We start from the raw sequence: 22,169 nt of genomic DNA, 5'->3' as shown, positions 1-22,169 counted from the left end.
CCCGGACACACGACCCCGCACGACTACCTGCGAGCGGTGATCGGACCCGGGCTTGAGGAGAACAGGGTTGAACAGTGTGCTCGGCGCGAGCCCGCAAGCCTCCGCCTGGAGCGCCTGCGCTCTCCCGATTTCCCCACCGTCCGCCGTCACTGCCGAATTGTTCGACATGTTTTGCGCCTTAAACGGCGCCACGGAGACTCCCCGGCGAGTGAGGGCGCGGCAGAGCCCGGCCACCACCATCGATTTACCGGCGTCCGATGTTGTTCCTGCTATGAGGATGGCCGGCGCTGGCACGCCGCTACAGCTCCGGGCCGAAGGCCTCGATCCCGCCGGTGGGGACGGTGAGGATCTCGTAGGAGTCCTCGGTGACGACGATGGTGTGCTCGAACTGCGCTGTCCACTTCTTGTCGCGGGTCGTGACCGTCCAGTCATCGTCCCAGGTTTCGTAGGCGAGATCGCCGAGGTTGATCATCGGCTCAACCGTGAGAGTCATCCCCGGCTCGAGCTGCTGATGGTCGCCGTCGGTGTCGTAGTGAAGGACGATGAGCCCGTTGTGGAACGTGGGACCGACGCCGTGGCCGGTGAAGTCGCGGACCACGTTGTAACCGAAGCGCTTGGCGTAGGACTCGATGACCCGGCCGATGACGTTGATCTCGCGGCCCGGGCGGATGGCTTTGATGCCGCGCATTGTCGCCTCGAGGGTGCGCGCGACGAGATCGCGGTGTTCCTGGGAGACTCTGCCCGCGAAGAATGTGGCGTTGGTGTCGCCGTGCACCCCATCGAAGTACGCGGTGACGTCGACGTTTACGATGTCGCCGTCCTCGATGACCGTCGTGTCCGGGATGCCGTGGCAGATGACCTCGTTGAGCGAGACGCAGCACGACTTCGGGAAATCGCGGTAGCCGAGCGTCGACGGGTAAGCCCCGTGGGAGATGAGGTACTCGTGGACAACGCGGTCGACCTCGTCGGTCGTCACGCCCGGGGCGATGGCCTTGCCGGCCTCCACGAGGGCGTCGGCGGCGATGCGGCTGGCCACGCGGACCTTCTCGATGACTTCGGGGGTCTGCACCCACGGCTCGCCGATGGCCTCGGCGACGGAGTCCTTCCAGGCGTATTCGGGCCGCTCGATCGACGCGGGAACCTCGCGGATCGGCGTCGGCTTGCCCGGTGTGAGTGGTGCGCGGGTGGACGATACTTTGGCCTCAGACATGGGCTCCATCGTATCCCTGTGGGTGCAGATACGCCCATCACGGATCCTGCCGGGCAGCGCTATCCCGCGCTAGAACATCACAGTCGCGTAATCCGCGACGTGGTCGAACCCGCAGCGCTCGTACACCCGGCGCGCCGCGGTGTTGTAAGAATTGACCACGAGCGAGGGCACGACGCTCTCGGCGCGCAGCACGCGGCAGAGCGCTGCCACCGCGCTGCTGGCAACGCCGGTGCCGCGGACCATCGGGTTCGTCCACACGCCCTGGATTGTCGCGGTCGAGTACTCGCGCCCGACGACATCGACCTTGAACGCCACCTCTGCCCCATTGTCGAGATCACAGATCCACGTCTGGCGATTGAGGAGATAGCGGTAGACCCGGTGGTGGTAGGCGGCGGCGTACGGGGCGGTGAGCGGGTTCGCGCCGAGCTCTTCCTCGTACATCGCCGCCGCCGCAGGCAGCACGCGGTCAACCTCTCCGGGAGAGGCGAGGCGCAAGGACCCCACGCCGGCGGGTACCTCCGAAGTCAAGGGTGCTGGTTGTGGGTCCGTGCACTGCATGAGCAATTGGGTCGGGCGGATGTCCTTGGACGGGCCCCACGCCGGTTCGAGCGCATCCCACAGCGCCAGAACATTGTCCGCGCGGCCGTGGATGGAGGCCTTCGTGTACCGGGCGGAGACCAGCGAGTCGGCGAACATTTCCGCGTCGCCCGGCTGCATGCGGAACGGGACTATCCCGGCTCCGACGTACAGCAGGCTCTTCTCCGGTTCGCTGCAGGAGAAGAAGCTCGACACCACTCCCCGCGGGGTGCGACGTTCTTCGCGAATGCCGGACACGATGGGTCCGGAGATGGGCGCCTCTTCCGCGAGCACCGGGAAAAGCACCGCTTGGTCGTCCAAATCCAAGCGGCGTGCCAAGCGAGGTTCGGCGTGAGTGGTCATGAGTATCGGGCCTTTCGCCGGCGCGGCTCGCCGGTCGGGCGTGGACTCATCTTAGACCGGCCTCCCACCGAACGCGTAACGAAAGAGGCAAACATCCTCGCGTGTGCACCCAGGTGGGACAGTCCTAGAGATTGAGCACCATCGGATTGACGAAATCGGCCACGATCACAATGGCGCTGATCCCGATGAGGATCGCGAACACCCCCAACGTGAGCGGCATGAGCTTCTCGTAGTCGGCCGGTCCGCCGGGAGCCAGGCCACGCCGCTTGCGCAGCGCGTCCCGAATCTTTTCATAGAGGATGACGGCGATGTGTCCGCCGTCGAAAGGCACGAGCGGAATCAGGTTGAAGCCGCCGATGAAGAAGTTCAGCGCGCCCAGCAGAAGGAAGAACGACGCCCACATGCCGTGATCGACGACCTGCCCCCCGATATGGCTCGCGCCGACGATAGACACGGGGCTGTCTTCCGCCCGCTCGCCGCCGAAGATCGACTGGGCCACGCCTGGGATCTTCGACGGGAAGGATGCGATGCCCTTGGCCGTCTCGACCATGATGTACCCGGTGTATTCCGCGGTTCCGCCGATCGCGCCGACCGGGCCATACTCGTTGATGCCGCGGTAGCGGGGGTCGTCGAGGATCTCCAGTGGAACGGCTGAGGCGTCGACAGTGATGCCGAGGACGCCGCTCTGCGCGCCGTCGACCTCGCGGGTGGCAATATCGGCCGTCACGCTCTGTGTCGCCCCGCCACGGTCGACGACGATGTCGACCTGCTGGCCACCGAGGTCGGTGACCGCCGCAGACACGTCCGCCCACGATTCGATGGGGATTGAGTCGATCTCGACGAGACGGTCTCCGGGCAGGATTCCCGCTGCTCCGGCCGGACCCGAATCGGTGCAGCCCTGCTCGATGCACTGGGTCGACCCGACGACGGCTGGGACCTGGTCGACGGGAATGGGCTCCTGGTCGATGTTCGGCAGGCCGGCGGTGACTGCGACCCCGAAAAAGAGAGCAAAGCCGAGAATGAAGTTCATGAAGGGGCCGGCGAGCAGAACGATGATCCGCTGCCAGGCCGGCTTCGAGTGCATAGCGCGCGGCTCGTCTGCCGGGTCGAGCTCGTCGGATGTGGTCATCCCTGCGATATCGCAGAATCCACCGACCGGGAGCGCCGCCAGTCCGTACTCGGTTTCCCCGCGCCGGAAGGCGAATACCTTCGGCCCCATCCCCACGTAGAAGCGTCGCACGAGCATACCGAAGTGGCGTGCGGTGGAGAAGTGCCCGTACTCGTGCCAGACGATCGACACGATGATGCCGAACGCGAAGAGCACGATGCCGAATATCAACACGGTGAATATGACCCCTTGTCTGCGCTAACCGAGTCCGTGGCGGGCGCAGCTGTACCGCCGACTACGTAAACGAACGACTTCCCAAAGTAGTTTCCGAATATCCGCGCCCGCCGTAGGCGCGGCCAGCCGCCGGTGGTTTCCACGCTCATTGTCCCCCTGTCGGGCCGTAGTGCAACACGAGCGCGACGAATTCGCGGGGGGTCGATGACCCGATTCGGCGAGTTCATATGGGATACTCAGAGTCGACTGTCATGCTCGCACGACCGCATGGCAAACAGATACTTCACTTTCAGGAGAAGAAGCAGCTATGAGTTCGAGCGACTCCGGTCACGTCAAGGAAATCGTCAGGAACGGCATCAGCTCGATCGACGAGCCGTCGGTGAACTGGGGTTGGCACGGATTCAACCGCAAGTTCGGCAACGCCGTCGGCATCTCGTTCGCGGTTTTCATGCTTCTCATGCTTTTCGGTAACCACATCGGCAATGTCGAAAACATTTACCTGGTGTCCATCGCAATCGCCGTGTTCGTGATCATGGCGATCGCGACCAAGCCGCACCCCCCGCGCGATTCGCCCAAGCGCAACAAGATCTTCACCCCGACTGATCCGATGCACTACGCCAATAACTAGGCGCTCGATCTAGGTTTTACCGTTTCGGATACACGAAAAGCGGCTCCCCTTCAGCACCGGGGAGCCGCTTTTTGCTTCCGCTAGGAGGCAGAGTCAGCCGCAAGCTGCCCGCAGGCAGCCGCAATGTCCTGTCCTCGGGTATCACGCACCGTGCATGACACGCCCTGGCGTTCAACAGCCGCGACGAACGCATCCTGCTGCGGCTTCGGGCTGGCATCCCATTTGCTGCCAGGGGTTGGGTTGAGCGGGATCACGTTTACATGCGCGTATTGGCCGAGCGCCTTGTGCAACTTCTTCCCGAGCAACTCGCCGCGCCACACCTGGTCGTTGATGTCACGGATCAGCGCGTATTCGATGGACACGCGACGGCCGGTGGCGTCTGCGTAGTAGCGGGCCGCGTCGAGAACCTCGTCAACCGGCCACCGGTTGTTCACCGGGACGAGGGTGTCGCGTAGCTCATCGTCCGGGGTGTGCAGGGACACGGCGAGAGTGACATGGATTCCCTCATCGGCCAGGCGACGGATCGCCGGCGCAAGCCCAACGGTGGACACCGTGACGTTTCGCTGCGAGAGACCAAAGCCCTCTGGCTCCGGGGCGATCATCCGCTTGACGGCGGCGACGACGCGCTTGTAGTTGGCCAGCGGCTCCCCCATGCCCATGAACACGACGTTCGACAGTCGGCCGGGTCCACCGTCGAGGTCGCCATTGCGCATGGCCGCGGCCGCGATCCGGAATTGTTCGAGGATCTCCGCGGTGGAGAGGTTGCGTTGCAGGCCGCCCTGACCGGTGGCGCAGAACGGGCACGCCATTCCGCAGCCGGCCTGGCTCGACACGCACAGCGTGGCGCGATCGGGGTACCGCATGAGCACGGACTCGACAAGGGAGCCGTCGTGGAGTTTCCACAGAGTCTTTCGCGTCGCACCGCCGTCAGCCGTCTGGTCCCGGATGTCGGTGAACAGCTGCGGGAACAGTGCTTCGGCAACAACGCCGCGCGCACCCGCGGGCAGGTCGGTCATCTCCGCCGGATCGGCGGAAAGTCGGCTGAAGTAATGGTTCGCCAGTTGCTTGGAACGGAACGCAGGAAGCCCGAGGCCGCTTATTGCATCGGCTCGTTCGGCATCCGTGAGGTCCGCCAGGTGTTTGGGTGGCATTCCCATTTTCGTCTTCGGCGCATCAAACACGAGGGGTAGTTCTTTAGGCACGCCTTTAGATTCTCCCTTTTTTGTTCGTCAAATGCATATCGGCACCAACCGATTTGGGACGGGCCGTATACATTTACGTACATGAATAGTCCGACAAACGATAACGAAGTGAACCCGACCGTCCCGTCGGAGCCGACTGCGGGCTCAGATCCCGTAGCCCCCGCTGCCTTTGACGATGCTCAGCAGTCCGGCGTCCCGGCCGGCGAGGTACAGGTGTCTGAAACTGAAGTCGGGGGCACGGAGAGCACCTCGGAGACGCCGACCCCGGTAAACACCTCAGGTGGGGGGCTTGGTTCGGCATGGGTGACGCTGGTAATCGGCGCGATCCTGCTCATTCTGCTTCTCGTGTTCGTGCTGCAGAATCAGGACAGCCTCGATGTGCAGTTCATCTCCTGGGAGTTCAGCATGCCCGCCGGTGTGCTCATTCTCCTCGCCGCTATCGTCGGCGCGCTGGTCATGGCGCTTGTCGCCGCCATGCGCATCTTCCAGCTTCGCCATCGTGCCCGTCGTGCGAATAAGTCGCTCGGGTCCAAGAAGAAGGGCCGTAAGCGCTAGATGAAGTAGTGCACGAACACCCACGCCATGACGGCGGCGGGAAGGACCGAATCGAGTCGATCCATGAGCCCGCCGTGTCCTGGCAGGAGGGTTCCCATGTCCTTGATGCCCAGGTCTCGCTTGACCTGCGATTCGACAAGATCGCCGAGGCTTGCGGCTAGCACTGTGGCAACGCCGAGTAGCCCGCCGACCCACAGGTTCTCGTCCAGCAAGAGCCAGAATACGAGCACGCCTCCGGCCACCCCGAACACCATAGAGCCCGCGAACCCCTCCCAGGATTTCTTCGGACTGATCGCAGGCGCCATCGGGTGCTTTCCGAAGAGCACGCCCGCGATGTATCCACCGACGTCCGAGCAGACCACGAGCACGATCAACGTGACAACGTACTTGCCGCCGTGTTCGCCATTGACAAGCATGGCCCCGCAGGCTCCGGGAATTGCGATCCATGCGAGCACAAAGATCGACGCGGAGACATCACGAAGGTAGTTCTTCGGTGGCTGGTGAAGACCACGAATGAAAAGTCGCCAGACAAGGATGACGACGACAGACACCGCGAACGCGGCGAACGCGCCCGTCGCCCCGAGAGGCCACGCGAGCCAGATCATCGCCTGACTTGCCACGAGCAGAGCGATGAAAGGAAGCCTGAACTTTGCCTGCCGCAGGCGCTTGAATACTTCCCACAGCGCCAGGGCAACGGCAGCTGCGGCCACCACGTACCAGAGCCGCGAGTTCCATGCGACAGAAATCGCCACCACGGCGCCGAGGAACGCGCCAACCGGAATGGCTCGGGTTAGGTCGCGACCTGCCCGGGACTGTTTTGGCGGCGAACCGGGAGGCCCTGCGGGTGCCAAATCCACGGCGATCTAACTCCGATCTGTCGAACGATGGCCCGTATTATTGTGCGAACTAAGAGGGCTATCTAGACCTCCATCAGTTCGTCTTCCTTCCGCTTTACCAGCTCGTCGACCTCGTTCACGTACTTGGATGTCGCGGAGTCGAGATCCTTTTCTGCCGCGTTGCCCTCATCTTCGCCTGCTTCGCCATCTTTCACGATCCGCTTGATCTCGTCCATACCCTTGCGACGAACACCGCGGATCGCGATGCGGCCGTCCTCGGCCTTCGACTTTGCCTGCTTGACGAGATCGCGTCGGCGCTCCTCGGTGAGCTGCGGAACCGTCACGCGGAGAACCTGGCCGTCGTTCGTCGGGTTGACGCCGAGGTCCGAATTGCGGATGGCTTGTTCAATGTTGCCGATCTGACCCAGCTCGTAGGGCTTGATGAGCAGCATTCTCGGCTCGGGAACGGAAATCGTGGCCATCTGCGTAATTGGCGTGTACATCCCGTAGTACTCGGCCTGCACTCGACTGAACATCCCCGGGTTGGCGCGGCCGGTACGAATCGAGGAAAGCTCATCTCGAACGTGGTTCACGGCCTTTTCCATCTTCTCTTCGGCTTCGAGCATGGCTTCGTCAAACATCGCGGGTCCTTTGCGGGGTATCAATCTGTGCTAGTCGGTTAGTCCGACACCTGAGTTTAGTCTCTCGGCCGAGCTGGTGAGGGCTATGTGGCGACGAGCGTGCCGATCTGCTTTCCGGCGACCGCCGCTGCGACATTCCCCTCGACAAGAAGGTTGAACACCTGGATCGGCATATTGTTGTCCATACACAGCGAGAAGGCGGTGGCGTCGGCGACCTTGAGTTCCTTCTCGATTACCTCGCGATGGGTAATCCGGTCGAAGAGCTTGGCGTCGGGATTGATGCGCGGATCATCGGAGTACACGCCGTCGACTCCCTTGGCCATGAGGAGAACCTCTGCCTTGACCTCGAGGGCGCGCTGCGCGGCGGTCGTGTCTGTGGAGAAGTACGGCATACCCATGCCGGCGCCGAAGATGACGACGCGCCCCTTCTCCATGTGGCGGATCGCACGCAGCGGGATGTATGGCTCGGCGACCTGTCCCATCGTTATAGCAGTCTGTACGCGGGTATCGATGCCCTCTTGTTCGAGGAAGTCCTGCAGAGCGAGGCAGTTCATCACGGTCCCGAGCATGCCCATGTAGTCAGAGCGAGCGCGGTCCAGGCCGCGCTGCTGCAGTTGCGCTCCGCGGAAGAAGTTTCCGCCACCGATCACGATGCAGATCTGCGTGCCGCTCTTGGCAACATCGGCGATCTGACGAGCTACGGACTGGACCACGTCGGGATCGATTCCGACCGCTCCGCCACCAAACATTTCACCGCCAAGCTTCAGCATGACGCGCGTGTAGCCAGTGTCCGACTCGTTAGTCATCTCGCTCCTAGAATCGTGCTCTGCGATCAATTTTTCTATCGACACCATCTTGCCTTATTGCATTCTCAACCAGATGGGGCGGTGACGTTTGCGGCATTGCCATGTCCGAACACGGTTCAGGCACCTGGTCGATATCGACTCCAGGTGCCTGAACACTATGTGCGAACGGATCGCCGCAGGAGGGTCTTACTCCTGGCCGACCTCGAAACGCTCGAACGCGGTGACCTTGGCGCCGGCCTCTTCGAGGAGCGCGCCAACGGTCTTCTTGTTATCGGAGACCGACGGCTGGTCGAGCAGCGCGACGTCCTTGAAGAAGCCGTTGAGTCGTCCCTCGACGATCTTCGGAAGAGCCTGCTCGGGCTTGCCCTCCTCCTTGGCGGTGGCCTCGGCAATCTCGCGCTCCTTGGCGATAACGTCCTCAGGGACGTCGTCGCGGGAGACGTACTTGGCCTTGAGCGCCGCGATCTGCATGGCCGCGGTCCGAGCGGCCTCGGCAGCGGCATCGGTGTCACCGGTGTAGGACACCATGACGCCGACGGCCGGCGGCAGGTCCGAGGAGCGCTTGTGCAGGTACGTCGCCACCGGTCCCTCGTAGGAGGCCACGCGGCGGAGGACGAGCTTCTCGCCGGTCTTGGCGGAAAACGCGGTGACAGCGTCGGACACGGGCTGGCCGTCGAGGTCCGCGCCCTCGAGTGCGGCGAGATCGGCAACCTTGTTCGCTGCGGCGACGCTGGCGATCTTGTCCGCGAGCTCGATAAACTCGGCCGACTTTGCGACGAAGTCGGTCTCCGAGTTGAGCTCGATCATGTAGCCGTCCTTGATGGTGACGAGGCCTTCGGCGGTCGAGCGACCGGCGCGCTTGCCCACGTCCTTCGCACCCTTGATGCGAAGAAGCTCGACGGCCTTGTCGAAGTCTCCATCCGAATCGACAAGTGCGTTCTTGCAGTCCATCATTCCGGAGCCGGTGAGCTCACGAAGACGCTTGACGTCGGCAGCGGTGTAGTTCGCCATGTTGGGGCGACCCTCCTTGGGTATTTGGATTTCGTCAATCTCGGCTTGGGTAGAAGTCTAGAATTTTCCGCGCGGCTTCAGCGGAATAGGCAGCCCATTCCCTCACCAGGTTAAGGCACTATGCCCTTAAAGGTGCGCGCAACCCTGGTGAACTCGTGGCGAGGCGCGGCTGAACTCACGATGGTCAGACGCGGAACGGGAGCACAACACGGGCCCGGTGCCAGCCACTCGAGTAGCTGGCACCGGGCCCTGGTATTAGCGCTGCATGCGCGAGAACCTACTTGGTGTCCGCAGCAGGAGCCTCGGCAGCCGGCGCGTCTTGCGCAGCAGCCTCAGCGGCCGGCGCGTCCTGCGCGGCAGCCGGAGCGGCATCCTCGGTGGTGGCAGCGGCTTCAGCCTCCGCCGTTACGGCGTCGAGCTGTTCGGTCTCCCACTCGGCGAGCGGCTCGGCCTCGTCGCCCTTCTTGCCTTCCTTCGCAGCCGAACGGGCCTTGAGGCCCTCGGCGACGGCGGAGGCGACGACTCGGGTGAGCACGTCGACGGAGCGGATGGCATCGTCGTTCGCCGGGATCGGGTAGTCGACGACATCCGGGTCGCAGTTCGTATCGAGAATCGCGACGACCGGGATGCCCAGCTTCCGCGCCTCGTCGACGGCGATGTGCTCCTTGTTGGTGTCGACAATCCACACCACGGAAGGAATCTTCGACATCTCGCGCATACCGCCAAGGGTGCGGGCGAGCTTGTTCTTCTCACGCGTGAGCATGAGGATTTCCTTCTTGGTGCGCCCCTCGAAGCCACCGGTCTGCTCCATCGACTCGAGCTCCTTAAGGCGCAGGAGGCGCTGGTGCACGGTCTGGAAGTTGGTGAGCATGCCGCCGAGCCAACGCTGGTTGACATACGGCATGCCGACCTTCGTGGCCTCTTCGGCAATGGCCTCCTGGGCCTGCTTCTTCGTGCCGACAAAGAGCACGGTGCCGCCGTGGGCCACGGACTCCTTGACGAATTCGTAGGCCTGATCGATGTAGGTCAGCGTCTGCTGCAGATCGATGATGTAGATGCCGTTGCGGTCGGTGAAGATGAAACGCCTCATCTTCGGGTTCCAGCGACGGGTCTGGTGGCCAAAGTGTGCACCTGCGTCGAGCAGTTGCTTCATGGAAACGACAGCCATGTTGCTTTGAGGGTCAAAAACGTACGATTCCGTAGGTCTCGCGCGTTCTGGAGGCCCCTCCTCCTCCTTCTCATATGTCCGTAGTTGTTCTTGGGTTTTGCCTAGCACCTGCCTCGAGGCAATCCGGCCGACCACAAAGTCGACCGAACACCACTGACTCGAAGGGCATACAACACCGGCGCTCCCCCACCACCTAAGCGATGGCGGGGACGAACGAGCACCGTTGCCAGGTGCGCGAAGTCAGAATCATGAACCGAGTAGACACACGTCTCCCGGCACACAAGACTGCCCCGCAAGCATAACCTGCCGAGCGAAATGGTCCAACTCTCTCGACGCGAGAGTCGACTCGTGAAACGCGCCGGTCAGCTCTACATATGATGTAGCGCCCCCACCGGTACCTTCCGCTCCCCAATACTCGGGTCCATGCCACTCACGGAGCCGCACTCGGACACACCACCTCCCGGGCGAATCTGCATCTTCGTTCGCCTGCTCGGTGTAGTCCTGACGGCGGTCGTCGCGATCCTGCTCGCCGTCCAACTACCGGCCGATGGCGAAGGGCTCGCCGAGACCCAAGCCTCCCCACGTTCGGCCGAATCGATCAGGGGTGGCGAGGAATTCGATCTCCCCGTGTCGCCCGGCGCCGTGGTCCGCGGGTATTCGCCTCCGCCGAAACCGTGGCTTCCGGGCCATCGCGGGGTCGATCTCGCAACCACTCCTTCGGCGGAGGTCCGCGCGGCGGGGCCCGGGAGAGTCGCATTCGCCGGGATGGTCGCCGGGCGCCCGGTGGTGTCGATCGAGCACGAAGGAGGATTTCGGACGACTTACGAGCCGGTACGCTCCGCCGTCATGGCGGGGCAGGTCGTCGAGCGCGGGCAGGTGATCGGGCACGTGCTCGGAATCCACCCAGAATGCGAAGCTCCGGCGTGTGTGCACTGGGGAGCCCGATGGAGCGATGACCCGGACGGCTACCTCGATCCGCTATCGCTGCTGGGCGCCAATCTACGGCCGATCGTGCTCAAACCTGTCGGGCCTGTGTAGTTGCGCCGGCGCCGCTCAGGCGCGTCCGCAATGTTCGTAGTGAATCCGGGTTTTCACGCACGGGGGTGGGCGGTGCGATATGCGGCGGCAAGGCGCTCGTTGGAGACGTGCGTGTAGAGCTGAGTGGTCGCCGGGGTCGTATGGCCGAGGATCTCCTGAACGTGGCGTAGATCGGCTCCCCCGGCGAGCAGATGCGTCGCGGCGCTGTGCCGCAGCGCGTGAGGCGAGAGAACTGGGACACCGTCAGTCGCGGACGTGACGTCGTTTACCGCTTTGCGCGCGGCCCGCACATTGAGTCGCCCACCACGCGCCCCAAGGAGGAACGCCTCACCGCTCGCGTCCGAGACCAGCGCCGGCCTGCCTCGCTCGAGCCAGCCCTCGATGGCACGTTTTGCCGGCGCCCCGAAGGGCACCGTCCGCTCCTTATTTCCCTTGCCAAGCACGCGCAGCACCCTCCGCTCGCTATCGATGGAGCGTAGGTCGAGCCCGCAGAGCTCCGAAACGCGGATGCCTGTGGAGTAAAGGAGCTCAACGATGACCTGGTCGCGAAGCGCGGCCGGATCGAATTCCTCGGCGCCGAGTTCCGCCGAACGAATAACCTCCGACGCCTGAACTTCGTCCAGCACCCGCGGGAGGCGTCGGTGTGGCCGAGGCGCCTCCAAGCGTTGGCCGGGATCGCCGTCAAGCACGCCTCGGTGATGCGCCCAGGCGGTAAAAGCACGGGCCGAGGCTACCCGGCGCGCGATCGTCGATCTGGCCGAGCGGCCCGCAACCTGCTCCCCTAACCACGCGCGCAGCGCTGCTAGGTCGATGAGTAGAGCCGGGGCCGGCGCCGCGCCGTCCGAATCGAGATAGGTGAACAAGTGGCGAACGTCGGAGAGATACGAACGCACGGTGGCCTCGGACCTCCCCCGCGAGATCAGATCAGCGGAGAACTCATCGAGCAGATCGTCGAGTTTCGGCCCGCGCGCAACTGATGCGGAAGAAGTGCCTCCACTATCAGTTCCGTCCGCGCTGTTGTGCATGTTATCTACTGTGGCCCCTGTTTCGTCCGGGCGCAAGAACGCTCGACACGCTTCTGTCGATAGCTGTTGGAGACTTGGCTCTGCGTACGGGCCGCAACTGAGCTGGCTGGTCAAAAAAGGGATCCGTTTTCGTTAAGTGGCAGACTTTGCTGATGTTGGTCACGCCTCGTAGGAAGTTGCCACCTACCGCCTGTTTTGACGGCGAATCCGAATCGCTTCAGCGTACCGAGGTGTCGCTTGACCCTTGATTCTGGAACACCGCTCTCCCAGGCGATCTTTGTGGAATCTTGCATGCAGTCGCCCCGCAAGGCCTCGAATACCCGGCTCTGCTCCTCGGTCATCCAGTCGGCGGGGCTTCCGGGTCGGCGTGTGAATTTTCCAGCTCCGACGTCATACGGGTTCGGTTCGGCGGAGCGCTCGAACCCGAGAGTCGAGACGACTTCCCCAATCTCGCTGGTTGAGGCGAGCGGCAAGGCGTACATGCCAAGCAGGTTGTTGCAGCCGGCTGAGGCGCGCGAGTGTATCGGTCCCGGAACAGCGAACACGGAACGGTTCATTGCATTTGCCCATCGCGCGGTGCTCAGAGCGCCGCTGCGCATCGCCGCCTCTACTACGACCGTGACCGAACCAAGCGCGGCGATAATCCGGTTCCGGTCGAGAAAGCGATATCGCGTGACGCCCGTGCCCGGCGGGTACTCGGAGATCGCTCCGCCCGAGGCCGCCACACGCCGCAGGCTTTGTTCGTTGGCGGAGGGATAGAGCTTGTCGACGCCACACGCGAGAACGGCGGTAGTGATCCCGTCGGCGGAAAGCGCTCCCAGGTGCGCAGCGATATCGACTCCGAGCGCGCCTCCGGATATGACTGCGATGTCTTCGCCCGCGCACGCCTCGGCCAGTTCCGACGCGACGACACGTCCGTAGGAGGTGAGGTCTCTTGTCCCTACGATGGAGGCCGTGCGCGCGGCAGCGAAGTTGGGCAGGTCCGGCCCTCCGCGCACCCACAGACCGAACGGCGCGAGCGGCAGTGCCGCTCCGGCCTCGACGCCGCTGTGGTCCAACCCGTATTGACGCGGATGATCCAACGCGGAGAACGCTTCGGCGGGCCAGTCCGGATTCGCAGGACAGAGGAACCTGGCGTCGTACTGTTCGCCCAAGGCTCGCAGCGCGGTCGGGTCCACCTTCCCGGCGCGAGCGGCCGTCTGCGCGGCGACGTCGCGGAAGTTCTCGGTGTCATTCGCCTTGATTCGTTCGGCGGCCTCGATGGGACCAAAGGCGTCGACGAAGTCCCACATCGCAGCAGTGGGTCGTTCGCATACGGCGTTGAGATAGAGCCAGGCATCCCCGGTCTCGGTGATCGGCCTCATATTTCGTCTCCTCGCAGGGTCATCGCTTCTACGACATGGTGTTGTGTGGGGCTGTTGGATCCATCGATGTCGGCAAGCGTCCAGGCCAGCCGGAGACAGCGACGCGCTCCACGCGCGGAGATCGCGCCCCTGACAAGCCCTCTTTTCAACGGGATCATCGCCGTGCGAGAGATTCCGTCCTCGACTTTCGTAGCGGCGTCGCTGTTCTGTGCCGGGACAGATCTGCGGGCGGTTGCACATTCGATCGCGCGGTGCACGCGCTCGCGGACCGTTGCCGTTGACTCCTGGTCGGTGTCCGAAAGCAGGCGAACGCCGACCGGCGATGTGCGTACGCAGATGTCCAGTCGGTCGCGCAGCGGCCCCGAAAGCTTGGCCATGTACCGGCGCCTGAGTCCTGCCGGGCAGTCACACCGGGCGGCTTCTGCCGCGCCGCACGGGCATTCGTTTGCCGCCATGATGAGTTGGAACCGGGCTGGGAACTCCGTCACCCCGTCGCGTCTGGCGATGCGTACCGTTCCTTCTTCGAGAGGCGTGCGAAGTGCGTCGAGGGTGCGCGCGGCGAACTCCGGGGCTTCATCGAGGAAAAGCACGCCATTGTGGGCAAGGGAGACCGCTCCCGGGCGGGCTAGTCCGTGTCCGCCGCCGACGAGCGCGTTCATTGACGCGGTGTGGTGTGGCGCGATGAACGGCGGGCGCGAGACCAATGGAGACCGCCCTTCGCCCAGCACCCCGGACACCGAATGCACCGCGGTGGTTGACAATGCGTCGCCTTCGCACAGGTCCGGCAGTAACCCGGGTAGGCGCCTGGCAAGCATCGTCTTGCCAGTGCCCGGCGGGCCGAGAAGGAGAAGGTTGTGCCCGCCGGCAGCAGCGATCTCGACCGCGCGGCGGGCTTCCGGTTGTCCGCGTACATCAACGAGGTCTGCGGAGTCGGCGTCGTTTGGGTGGACCGCGCCGCCCTGCTCGGCCACCGGATAGTCTGGCGGCTCGAGGCCCAGGCAGTAGTCGCGGAGGTCTTCGAGAGTGCGTAGCCCGATCGATGCGATCCCATCGACGAGCCTCGCCTCGGCCAGGTTGCCAGAGGACACGAGCACCGCCGACAGCCCGGCCTCGCGGGCCGCGAGCACTGCGGGCAGTACGCCGCGCACGGGACGAACACGACCATCGAGCGCGAGTTCCCCGACAAGCGCGACCCCGGAGAGGGTTCCCGCGGGAATGTGGCCTCGCGAAGACAGGACGGCCGCGACAATGGCGAGATCGAAGCCGCTGCCGGTTTTCCGCAGAGACGCCGGCGACAGCGAAATAACGACCTTGCCAGGTGGATACGGGAACCCGCTGTTAACGATCGCGGCCCGCACGCGCTCGCGCGCCTCGTGAAGTGCGGCGTCGCCGGCGCCCACGATATGTGTGGCCGGCAGCCCGTTTCCGGAGTCGACCTCAACATCGACGACGTGTCCACCGACTCCGACGACCGCAACGCCGCGAGAGTAGCCGATGCCCATCTAGAGCACGTTCCAAAGCCAGGTAAGTTTCGCCTCGTCCTCGCCGTCCTTCTCGACTGCGACGGCATCGAACGCAACGTCTCCGTGAAAGTCGCGGTGTGCGGCGAGCCATGCACCGCCGAGCCGTCGCAACCGGGCGAGCTTCGAGGGAATCACCGATTCTGCCGGCGTGCCATACCGTGGCCCAGTGCGGGTGCGAACCTCGACGAACCGGATCACCTCGTCGGCGCCCCGGACGATGAGATCGAGCTCGCCGCTCGGGCACCGCCAATTCCGGCCGAGTGTCTCGAAGCCGAGGTCCCCGGCCAGTTCGGCGACCAAATCCTCCCCGAATCGGCCGACCTCCGAGCGAGTTTGTGGCCAGGATTCCTTCTTCCACCGCGAAATCCACGGCATGTACAGCGTGAGCGGATCCGGCCCAAGAACATCGGGGTGGCTGTGCAGCACCGTCGGCCGCGACGGCTGTTTCGTCGCGATGCCCCGACCGAAGTAGAAGTTGTCCTCGTCGCAGGAATTATCGGCCATGGGTCTCCTCGATTCGTTCGCGCCCCGCCGGGAAATCCGGCGGCGCTGTCGGAATCGAGCATGTCCTGAGTACCGGGCACGTCCGGCGTCATACGTGCATGAAACGCACTTCTGTGGACGGCACAATCCGCCCTGTGCACATCCTGCTAGAAGAGTCCCGACCTGCACGAAAAAGCCGCCATTGCCCATCCAGAGGGCAATGGCGGCTTGGTTCGTGACCTGCGTTTTCGCGAACGCGCGCTACGCGGTCGACATCCTATTCCGGAAGGGATAGATCGGGCTTTTCGATCTCCTCGATATTGACGTCCTTGAACGAGAGCACGCGCACGTACTTGACGAACCGCGCGGGGCGGTACATATCCCAGACCCATGCGTCGGACATGCGCACGTCGAAGTAGACCTCGCCGTCGGCGGAGCGCGGAATCAGCTCGACCGCGTTGGCGAGGTAGAAGCGCCGCTCGGTCTCGACCACATAGGTGAACTGGCCGACGACATCGCGGTACTCCTTGTACAGCGACAGCTCCATCTCGGTCTCGTAATTCTCAAGATCCTCGGCGCTCATCGGCTTCTCCTCTACCTCGCGCCGCCGCCAAAGCGGCCGCACGCTGAACATTCGCGTAAGACATTCGATGCTGTGGACTCGGCCCCAACCGGGCCAACGCGTCCTGGTGTGCGGCGGTGCCGTACCCCTTGTGACCGGCCAACCCGTAACCGGGAAAACGAGTGTCGAGGTCCACCATAAACCGATCTCGCGTGACCTTTGCGAGGACACTCGCGGCGGAGATAGATGGCACCGCCGCATCTCCCCCGACCACCGCCAGCGAGGGCGCGTCGAACCCCTCGACCGCGAATCCGTCGGTGAGGACGTAGCCCGGGCGCGCATCGAGTCCCGCAACCGCTCGCCTCATGCCCGCGATGTTGTGGTGGTGCACGCCCTCGACGTCGATGGTCTCGGGCTCTATTTGGACAACAGACCAGGACAAAGCCTTTTCACGGATGACGTCGAACAACGCCTCGCGGCGGGCGGCGCTGAGTTTCTTGGAGTCGTCGAGACCCGACAGGGCGGCGGGGATTTTGGGGCCGAGAATCACGGCGGCCACGACCAGCGGGCCCGCACACGCCCCGCGGCCGGCCTCGTCGACGCCCGCGACGGGGCCGAGCCCTCGACGGTAGAGCGCCGATTCGACGCCGGGGACATCGTCTTTTCGGGTGATCCGCGCGCGCGGCGGATGAAGGGGGTCTGCTTCGCGCACCTGCGGCTACTCGGGTGCGTCGATGCCGGAGATGCTCATCAGGTCAGGCGAATCCACGCTGCCGAAGCGGGAAAACGGCAGGATGACCCAGCGCACCTTGCCGACGATATCGGACTCGGGAACGGTGCCCTGGTACTGATCGCCCATGTGATAGCGGGAGTCTGCGGAGTTCGAGCGGTTGTCGCCCATCACCCACACGTTGCCCTCGGGCACCTCGACGGGGCCGAAGTTGCAGTTCATGGGATTCTTGCGGCTCTCGGCCGGGTTATTGATGAATCCCTCGTCCTTTACCGGCTGGCCATCGACGAGCACTTCGCCCGCGGGGCCACAGCCACCGACGGTCTGGCCGCCGACGGCGATGATTCGCTTGACCAGGTTGTTCTCGTCAGGGGGAACAAGCCCTACCACGCTGCCTGCATTCTGAACGGCGCGCAGCACCGGGTTGTCCGAGCGCTGAGACACGTAGCCCTCATTCCACGACTCCGAGCCCTTGAAAACGACCACGTCGCCCGGGCGGGGATCGTTGAAGCGATAGGTGATCTTGTCGACCACGATGCGGTCGCCGTTACAGCCCTCGCAGCCGATGAGCGTGGGCTCCATCGACTCGCTGGGGATACGGTAGACGCGCCCGACGAAGGTTTGAACGAGGAAGCTGATGATCAACGCGATGATGATCAGCATCGGGATTTCGATGTACCAGGGACGCGAACCGTCGGGATTGCGGAAACGGCTCCCACCGGTATCCGCGCGGTGGGACGACGCCGACCGCGGGTTTCTGCCTCCGGTGGCACCATTATCAGAACTAGCGTGGGTCACTCGGCAAACCTTACGCCATTACCGTCGCCTCATCATGGAGCATCGACGGGTTCAGGATGGATACCCATGCAGCTTGCCATGAGGCCCATGAGACCGGGCTCGCCGGGCGTCGGACCCGCGGAACCCGGCAGCTCGGACGACGAAGTGGGAAAATGCGAGAACGCCCCGCCATGGTCGGCGGGGCGTTCTCCCAAGTACTTCGAGCGGTCGATGCTCGAGGTGCTTAGCGCTTTTCCTTGATTCGTGCAGCCTTGCCACGAAGTGCGCGGAGGTAGTACAGTTTCGCGCGGCGAACGTCGCCGCGGGTAACGACCTCGATCTTATCGACGTTCGGGGAGTGCACCGGGAAGGTACGCTCCACGCCCACGCCGAAGGAGATCTTACGAGCGGTGAAGGTCTCGCGGACGCCGCCGCCCTGGCGACGAATCACGACGCCCTTGAAGACCTGCACACGCTCCTTGGTGCCCTCGATAACCTTGACGTGCACCTCGACCGTGTCACCGGCGCGGAACGACGGGATGTCGTCTCGCATCGAGGCCTTGTCGATAAAATCCAAAGTGTTCATTGATGTGTCCTTGCACTCGTGGACAGAGGAACCTAGCGGCGTGCCCTTGCGACATGCTCGTCTGGTTCGTGCCCGGAATCAATAGCGCTCATCGCGGGGAAAGAATTTCGCAGCGCGAAATCCGTGCACCCGCAGATGCAACCCGTCTAGTGTGCCAGGTCGTCTGCGAGCTGACCAAATCCGCCCGAGCGGAGAACTTCGACGTCGACCTTATCGAGTTCTGCGTCCACGAGGAGCTCGGGGCGTCGCTCCGCCGTGCGCAACAGCGACTGGTCTCGCCGCCAACGGTCGATGCGGGCGTGGTTTCCCGACTTCAGCACCTCCGGCACGGCGATGCCTTCCCAGACCTCGGGACGGGTGTAGGAAGGGCCTTCGAGCAGCCCGTCGGAGAACGAGTCCTCCTCGTGGCTTCGCTGGTTGCCGAGCACGCCGGGGATGAGTCGCACGACCGCCTCGGAGATCGCGAGCACAGCGACCTCTCCCCCGATCAGCACATAGTCGCCGAGCGAGACCTCGACGACGTCGACGTAATCCGCGGTGGCATCGAATACCCGCTGATCGATGCCCTCATAGCGGCCGCACGCGAAGACGAGGTGCGAACGCGTGGCGAACTCCTCGGCCAGCTGCTGCGTGAACGGCCGGCCCGCCGGGGTCGGGACCACGAGGAGAGGGCGGCGTCCGACGTCACCGGAAGGGGCGGGTACCACAGAAGTTTGTGGTGACGCCGGAAGTTCCAGCACCTCCGACAGTCCGGCCCACCACACGCTGGGCAGCATGACCATGCCTGGGCCACCGCCGAACGGGGTGTCGTCGACCGAACGGTGGACGTCGTGGGTCCAATTGCGCAGGTCGTGCACGCCGACCTCGAGAAGCCCCTTCGATTGCGCACGACCAAGAATCGCCGCTCCCAGAGGTTCGAGGTACTCGGGGAAGATTGTCAGAGCATCGATTCGCAACGGACTAATCCTGACGATCGTCCGAGGCGGCGCCGTCGATGCCGCCGGTAATGTTGAGCAAGCCCTCGGGCGGGGTGATGACAACGGCGCCCGCGGTGAGGTCCACGGTGGGCACGAACTGCTCGATAAACGGGACGAGAACCTCGCGCCCCGCGTGCGGACCGTCTGCGAGAGTGGTGATCGAAAGCACCTCGCCGGCAGGCGTGTGGAGCACCTCGCTCACTTGCCCTATCGACGGGGCGTCGGCGTCGTCGACGCGCGCGTCCAAGCCTTCGAGCTGGTGGTCGTAGAACTCGTCGTCGTCCTGGAGCGGCTCGAATGAGGCCGAGTCGACGAGAAGCTCGACTCCGCGAAGCGCGTCGGCGTCATCGCGCGATCCGACACCTTCGAAGCGCACGAGAAGCCGCCCGGAATGGTTCCTGGCGGCTTCGACGTTCAGCGTTTCGGGCACGCTGGAGCCCTTGGACTTGCGGGTGCGCGTGGTGAGAGCGGAGCCCTTGGCGAACCGCTCCTCCGGAGAGTCGGTGCGAATATCGACCACGACTTCGCCCCGGATTCCGTGGGACTTGACGATCCTGCCGACGACGAGTTCCATGTGTGGGCCTTCGAGTAGTTCGTCTGGAGCCTAGTCCGCGATTTCGACGCGGTAGCTCTTCCCGCCGATGGCGGTGACCACTGTGCGCAGTGCGCTGGCGGTGCGCCCACGGCGCCCGATGACACGGCCCTGGTCCGCGGGCGACACGGACACGCGGAGGGTGGTACCGCGGCGGCCGGAGTCGACCCGGACGTTTACCGCGTCCGGATCGGCAACGATGCCACGCACGAGGTGTTCCACAGCCTCCGCGATGTCCTCAGCCATGATGGATTACTCCGCAGCCTTGTCTTCCTCGGCCGGGGCTGCATCTTCGGACTCGCCGGCGTCCTCGGCGGCCTTGGCGTCTGCGGCCTCTTCCTCGGCCTTGGCCTTGGCAGCAGCCTCTTCCTCGGCCTTCTTGGCCTTGTCGGCCTTACGCTTGGTGGTGATTGCCTCGGAGGTCGGCTCGTTCGAGGCCTCTTCGAGAGCCTTGTTGAACAGGTCGAGCTTCGACGGCTTCTCGTCGGCGGTCTTCAGGGAGCCCTCGGCGCCCTCGATGCCCTTGTACTTCTGCCAGTCGCCGGTCACCTTGAGGATGGCCTCGACGGCCTCGGTCGGCTGAGCGCCCACGCCGAGCCAGTACTGCGCGCGCTCGGAATCGAGCTCGATGTAGCTCGGGTTCTCCTTCGGGCGGTACAGGCCGAGGGTCTCGAGGGCGCGGCCGTCGCGGCGCGTACGCGCATCGGCGACGATGATGCGGTACTGCGGGTTGCGGATCTTGCCGAGACGGGTGAGCTTGATCTTGACTGCCATGGTTCTGATGATTCCTTATCTTCGTAGGTCACGTGGCGATTCAGCGACACCCGTCGGTTACGGGGCCCGGTCTCGCCTTTCGGGTGACCGCCGTTCGGCTCGAACCTCCGCACGCTGCGCATACGAAGACTCACCGGTGACGGCGTCCAGCGCTCCAACTTACCCGGCACCAACCCGATTTGGTAAATCGGCGCACCGGCGGCGCCGGAACCTACTTCGGGAAGGAAAGCTTCGACAGGTCGATGCCCTCGAGGCCGGGCGGCAGCTGGTCGAGCCCGGGTGGGTTGCCGCTCAGATCCGGCGCGCCCTTGCCTCCGGCAGCGGCCGCACCCGGCCCGCCGGGCGTGTCCATTCCGGGGGGCATTTGCATGCCCGGGGGCATCTGCATCCCCGGAGGCATGCCGGGCATGTTCATCCGGTTCTTCGGCGGCGTCGGTCCGCGACCGCCCTTCTTGCCCTTCTTTCCCTTGCCCTTCCGGCGCTTGGTCGCCGATCGCGAACCGGGCATCCCCATCTGTCCGGCCATCCGGCCCATCATCTTCTTCGCCTCGAAGAACCGATCCACCAACTGGTTGACGTCGGAGACCTGAACACCCGAGCCGTTGGCGATGCGCAGGCGCCGTGAACCGTTGATGATCTTCGGGTTCGCACGCTCGGCGGGAGTCATGCCACGGATGATCGCCTGGATGCGGTCGAGATACTTTTCGTCGATATCCCCGACCGCGTCCTTCATTTCCTTACCGCCGGGGAGCATGCCGATGATGTTGCCGAGCGGGCCCATCCGCCGAATCATCAACATCTGGTCGAGAAAGTCCTCGAGCGTGAGCTCGCCGCTGCCGATCTTCGAGGCGGCCTCCTCGGCCTGCTTCTGATCGAAGACGGTCTCCGCCTGCTCGATGAGGGACAGCACATCGCCCATGCCGAGGATGCGGCTGGCCATCCTGTCGGGATGGAAGACATCGAAGTCTTCGAGCTTCTCACCGTTCGAGGCGAACATGATCGGTGTGCCGGTGAGCTCGCGCACCGACAGCGCGGCACCACCGCGCGCGTCGCCGTCGAGCTTCGTGAGCACGACACCGGTGAATCCGACGCCGTCGCGGAACGCCTCCGCCGTCGTCACCGCATCCTGACCGACCATCGCGTCGAGGACGAAGAACGTCTCATCGGGCTCGACGGCATCGCGAATCCCGCGTGCCTGCGCCATGAGCTCCTCGTCGATACCAAGCCGGCCGGCGGTATCGACGATGACCACGTCGTGCATCTTCGCGCGGGCGTGTGCGATGGCCCGGTTGGCGACATCGACAGGTTCCGAAACACCGATCGGCTCGCCGTCGCCACCCACCGAGGTGCCCGGGTGTGGGGCGAACACGGGAACGTTCGCGCGATCGCCGACGATCTGG

The 22,169-nt window shown here is 64.2% G+C and carries 25 protein-coding genes and 1 pseudogene; 3 read left to right on the top strand and 23 right to left on the bottom strand.

The features are described 5' to 3' along the window. The 4 genes and pseudogenes from K8V11_RS13370 to K8V11_RS13355 form a co-directional block, all read right to left on the bottom strand. Positions 1-294 (bottom strand): annotated as a pseudogene (locus K8V11_RS13370) (cobyric acid synthase CobQ); the annotation flags it as partial. 4 nt (positions 295-298) lie between these two features. After that, complete coding sequence (gene map, locus K8V11_RS13365; RefSeq protein ID WP_303915259.1) at positions 299-1,210, bottom strand: type I methionyl aminopeptidase; 912 nt, start codon at positions 1,208-1,210, stop codon at positions 299-301. Positions 1,211-1,279: 69 nt separating this feature from the next. Continuing rightward, the gene (locus K8V11_RS13360) at positions 1,280-2,149 is read right to left on the bottom strand and encodes a GNAT family N-acetyltransferase (protein WP_303915256.1); all 870 of its coding nucleotides are present in this window, start codon (positions 2,147-2,149) and stop codon (positions 1,280-1,282) included. Between the two features lie 124 nt (positions 2,150-2,273). Beyond that, positions 2,274-3,491, bottom strand: coding sequence for an RIP metalloprotease (locus tag K8V11_RS13355; protein ID WP_303915253.1), 1,218 nt, complete (start codon positions 3,489-3,491; stop codon positions 2,274-2,276). A 307-nt stretch (positions 3,492-3,798) separates the two neighbouring features. Between K8V11_RS13355 and K8V11_RS13350 the strand changes: the two genes are divergently transcribed. Beyond that, positions 3,799-4,119, top strand: a complete 321-nt coding sequence (locus tag K8V11_RS13350; protein WP_303915252.1) for a DUF2631 domain-containing protein — start codon at positions 3,799-3,801, stop codon at positions 4,117-4,119. Positions 4,120-4,199: 80 nt separating this feature from the next. Here the strand turns inward: K8V11_RS13350 and rlmN are convergent, their stop codons facing one another. Then, positions 4,200-5,321, bottom strand: coding sequence for a 23S rRNA (adenine(2503)-C(2))-methyltransferase RlmN (gene rlmN, locus K8V11_RS13345; RefSeq protein WP_303915249.1), 1,122 nt, complete (start codon positions 5,319-5,321; stop codon positions 4,200-4,202). 81 nt (positions 5,322-5,402) lie between these two features. Between rlmN and K8V11_RS13340 the strand changes: the two genes are divergently transcribed. Next, complete coding sequence (locus tag K8V11_RS13340; RefSeq protein ID WP_303915246.1) at positions 5,403-5,876, top strand: lipopolysaccharide assembly LapA domain-containing protein; 474 nt, start codon at positions 5,403-5,405, stop codon at positions 5,874-5,876. Here K8V11_RS13340 and K8V11_RS13335 read toward each other — a convergent pair. The 5 genes from K8V11_RS13335 to rpsB all read right to left on the bottom strand — a co-directional run bounded on the left by K8V11_RS13335 (position 5,873) and on the right by rpsB (position 10,338). Continuing rightward, positions 5,873-6,733 (bottom strand): phosphatidate cytidylyltransferase, encoded by an 861-nt coding sequence (locus tag K8V11_RS13335; RefSeq protein ID WP_303915243.1) that lies wholly within the window; start codon positions 6,731-6,733, stop codon positions 5,873-5,875. The genes K8V11_RS13340 and K8V11_RS13335 overlap by 4 nt on opposite strands. A 62-nt stretch (positions 6,734-6,795) precedes the next feature. Then, the gene (gene frr / locus K8V11_RS13330; RefSeq protein ID WP_303915240.1) at positions 6,796-7,353 is read right to left on the bottom strand and encodes a ribosome recycling factor; all 558 of its coding nucleotides are present in this window, start codon (positions 7,351-7,353) and stop codon (positions 6,796-6,798) included. Positions 7,354-7,436: 83 nt separating this feature from the next. Beyond that, the gene (pyrH, locus tag K8V11_RS13325) at positions 7,437-8,159 is read right to left on the bottom strand and encodes a UMP kinase (protein ID WP_303915238.1); all 723 of its coding nucleotides are present in this window, start codon (positions 8,157-8,159) and stop codon (positions 7,437-7,439) included. 186 nt (positions 8,160-8,345) lie between these two features. After that, a complete protein-coding gene (tsf, locus tag K8V11_RS13320) occupies positions 8,346-9,170 on the bottom strand; it encodes a translation elongation factor Ts (RefSeq protein ID WP_303915236.1) in 825 nt (274 codons plus the stop codon). A gap of 277 nt (positions 9,171-9,447) precedes the next feature. Next, on the bottom strand, positions 9,448-10,338 hold the full coding sequence (gene rpsB / locus K8V11_RS13315; protein WP_303915233.1) for a 30S ribosomal protein S2: 891 nt from the start codon (positions 10,336-10,338) through the stop codon (positions 9,448-9,450). Between the two features lie 423 nt (positions 10,339-10,761). On the opposite strand from rpsB, the gene K8V11_RS13310 reads away from it, so the two are divergent. Then, the gene (locus K8V11_RS13310; protein WP_303915230.1) at positions 10,762-11,376 is read left to right on the top strand and encodes a murein hydrolase activator EnvC; all 615 of its coding nucleotides are present in this window, start codon (positions 10,762-10,764) and stop codon (positions 11,374-11,376) included. Positions 11,377-11,429: 53 nt separating this feature from the next. Here K8V11_RS13310 and K8V11_RS13305 read toward each other — a convergent pair whose 3' ends face one another. From K8V11_RS13305 to K8V11_RS13245, 13 genes are all read right to left on the bottom strand, one after another. Next, positions 11,430-12,401: a tyrosine recombinase XerC gene (locus K8V11_RS13305; protein WP_303915228.1), complete on the bottom strand. Its 972-nt coding sequence runs from the start codon at positions 12,399-12,401 to the stop codon at positions 11,430-11,432. Between the two features lie 110 nt (positions 12,402-12,511). Next, on the bottom strand, positions 12,512-13,765 hold the full coding sequence (dprA, locus tag K8V11_RS13300; protein ID WP_303915227.1) for a DNA-processing protein DprA: 1,254 nt from the start codon (positions 13,763-13,765) through the stop codon (positions 12,512-12,514). After that, positions 13,762-15,267 (bottom strand): YifB family Mg chelatase-like AAA ATPase, encoded by a 1,506-nt coding sequence (locus K8V11_RS13295; protein WP_303915224.1) that lies wholly within the window; start codon positions 15,265-15,267, stop codon positions 13,762-13,764. Before K8V11_RS13295 ends, dprA begins: the two co-directional genes overlap by 4 nt. Then, positions 15,268-15,792: a YraN family protein gene (locus tag K8V11_RS13290; RefSeq protein ID WP_303915221.1), complete on the bottom strand. Its 525-nt coding sequence runs from the start codon at positions 15,790-15,792 to the stop codon at positions 15,268-15,270. A 256-nt stretch (positions 15,793-16,048) separates the two neighbouring features. Next, a complete protein-coding gene (locus K8V11_RS13285) occupies positions 16,049-16,354 on the bottom strand; it encodes a DUF2469 domain-containing protein (RefSeq protein WP_067471791.1) in 306 nt (101 codons plus the stop codon). Beyond that, positions 16,335-17,006 carry a ribonuclease HII gene (locus K8V11_RS13280; protein WP_303915266.1) on the bottom strand — a complete coding sequence of 224 codons (672 nt, stop codon included), beginning with the start codon at positions 17,004-17,006 and terminating at the stop codon, positions 16,335-16,337. The genes K8V11_RS13285 and K8V11_RS13280 overlap by 20 nt, the downstream gene beginning before the upstream one ends. A gap of 45 nt (positions 17,007-17,051) precedes the next feature. Continuing rightward, entirely contained in the window at positions 17,052-17,738 is a 687-nt protein-coding gene (gene lepB / locus K8V11_RS13275; RefSeq protein ID WP_303915262.1) for a signal peptidase I, read from the bottom strand. Between the two features lie 346 nt (positions 17,739-18,084). Next, positions 18,085-18,426, bottom strand: a complete 342-nt coding sequence (gene rplS, locus K8V11_RS13270) for a 50S ribosomal protein L19 (RefSeq protein ID WP_067476475.1) — start codon at positions 18,424-18,426, stop codon at positions 18,085-18,087. A 146-nt stretch (positions 18,427-18,572) separates the two neighbouring features. Continuing rightward, the gene (gene trmD / locus K8V11_RS13265) at positions 18,573-19,382 is read right to left on the bottom strand and encodes a tRNA (guanosine(37)-N1)-methyltransferase TrmD (RefSeq protein WP_303915217.1); all 810 of its coding nucleotides are present in this window, start codon (positions 19,380-19,382) and stop codon (positions 18,573-18,575) included. A gap of 4 nt (positions 19,383-19,386) precedes the next feature. Continuing rightward, positions 19,387-19,977 (bottom strand): ribosome maturation factor RimM, encoded by a 591-nt coding sequence (gene rimM, locus K8V11_RS13260; protein ID WP_303915214.1) that lies wholly within the window; start codon positions 19,975-19,977, stop codon positions 19,387-19,389. A 30-nt stretch (positions 19,978-20,007) separates the two neighbouring features. Beyond that, positions 20,008-20,241: a KH domain-containing protein gene (locus K8V11_RS13255; protein ID WP_303915211.1), complete on the bottom strand. Its 234-nt coding sequence runs from the start codon at positions 20,239-20,241 to the stop codon at positions 20,008-20,010. A gap of 6 nt (positions 20,242-20,247) precedes the next feature. After that, positions 20,248-20,769, bottom strand: coding sequence for a 30S ribosomal protein S16 (rpsP, locus tag K8V11_RS13250; RefSeq protein WP_303915208.1), 522 nt, complete (start codon positions 20,767-20,769; stop codon positions 20,248-20,250). A gap of 211 nt (positions 20,770-20,980) precedes the next feature. After that, positions 20,981-22,169: signal recognition particle protein (locus K8V11_RS13245; RefSeq protein ID WP_303915206.1), on the bottom strand; the 1,189-nt coding region annotated here is incomplete at its 5' end.

The organism is Dietzia timorensis, from assembly GCF_020742175.1.
In the GTDB taxonomy this organism is placed as follows: Bacteria; Actinomycetota; Actinomycetes; order Mycobacteriales; family Mycobacteriaceae; genus Dietzia; species Dietzia timorensis_A.
Note: the sequence above shows the minus strand (reverse complement) of the source record. Positions and strands in the feature narration are given on the sequence as shown.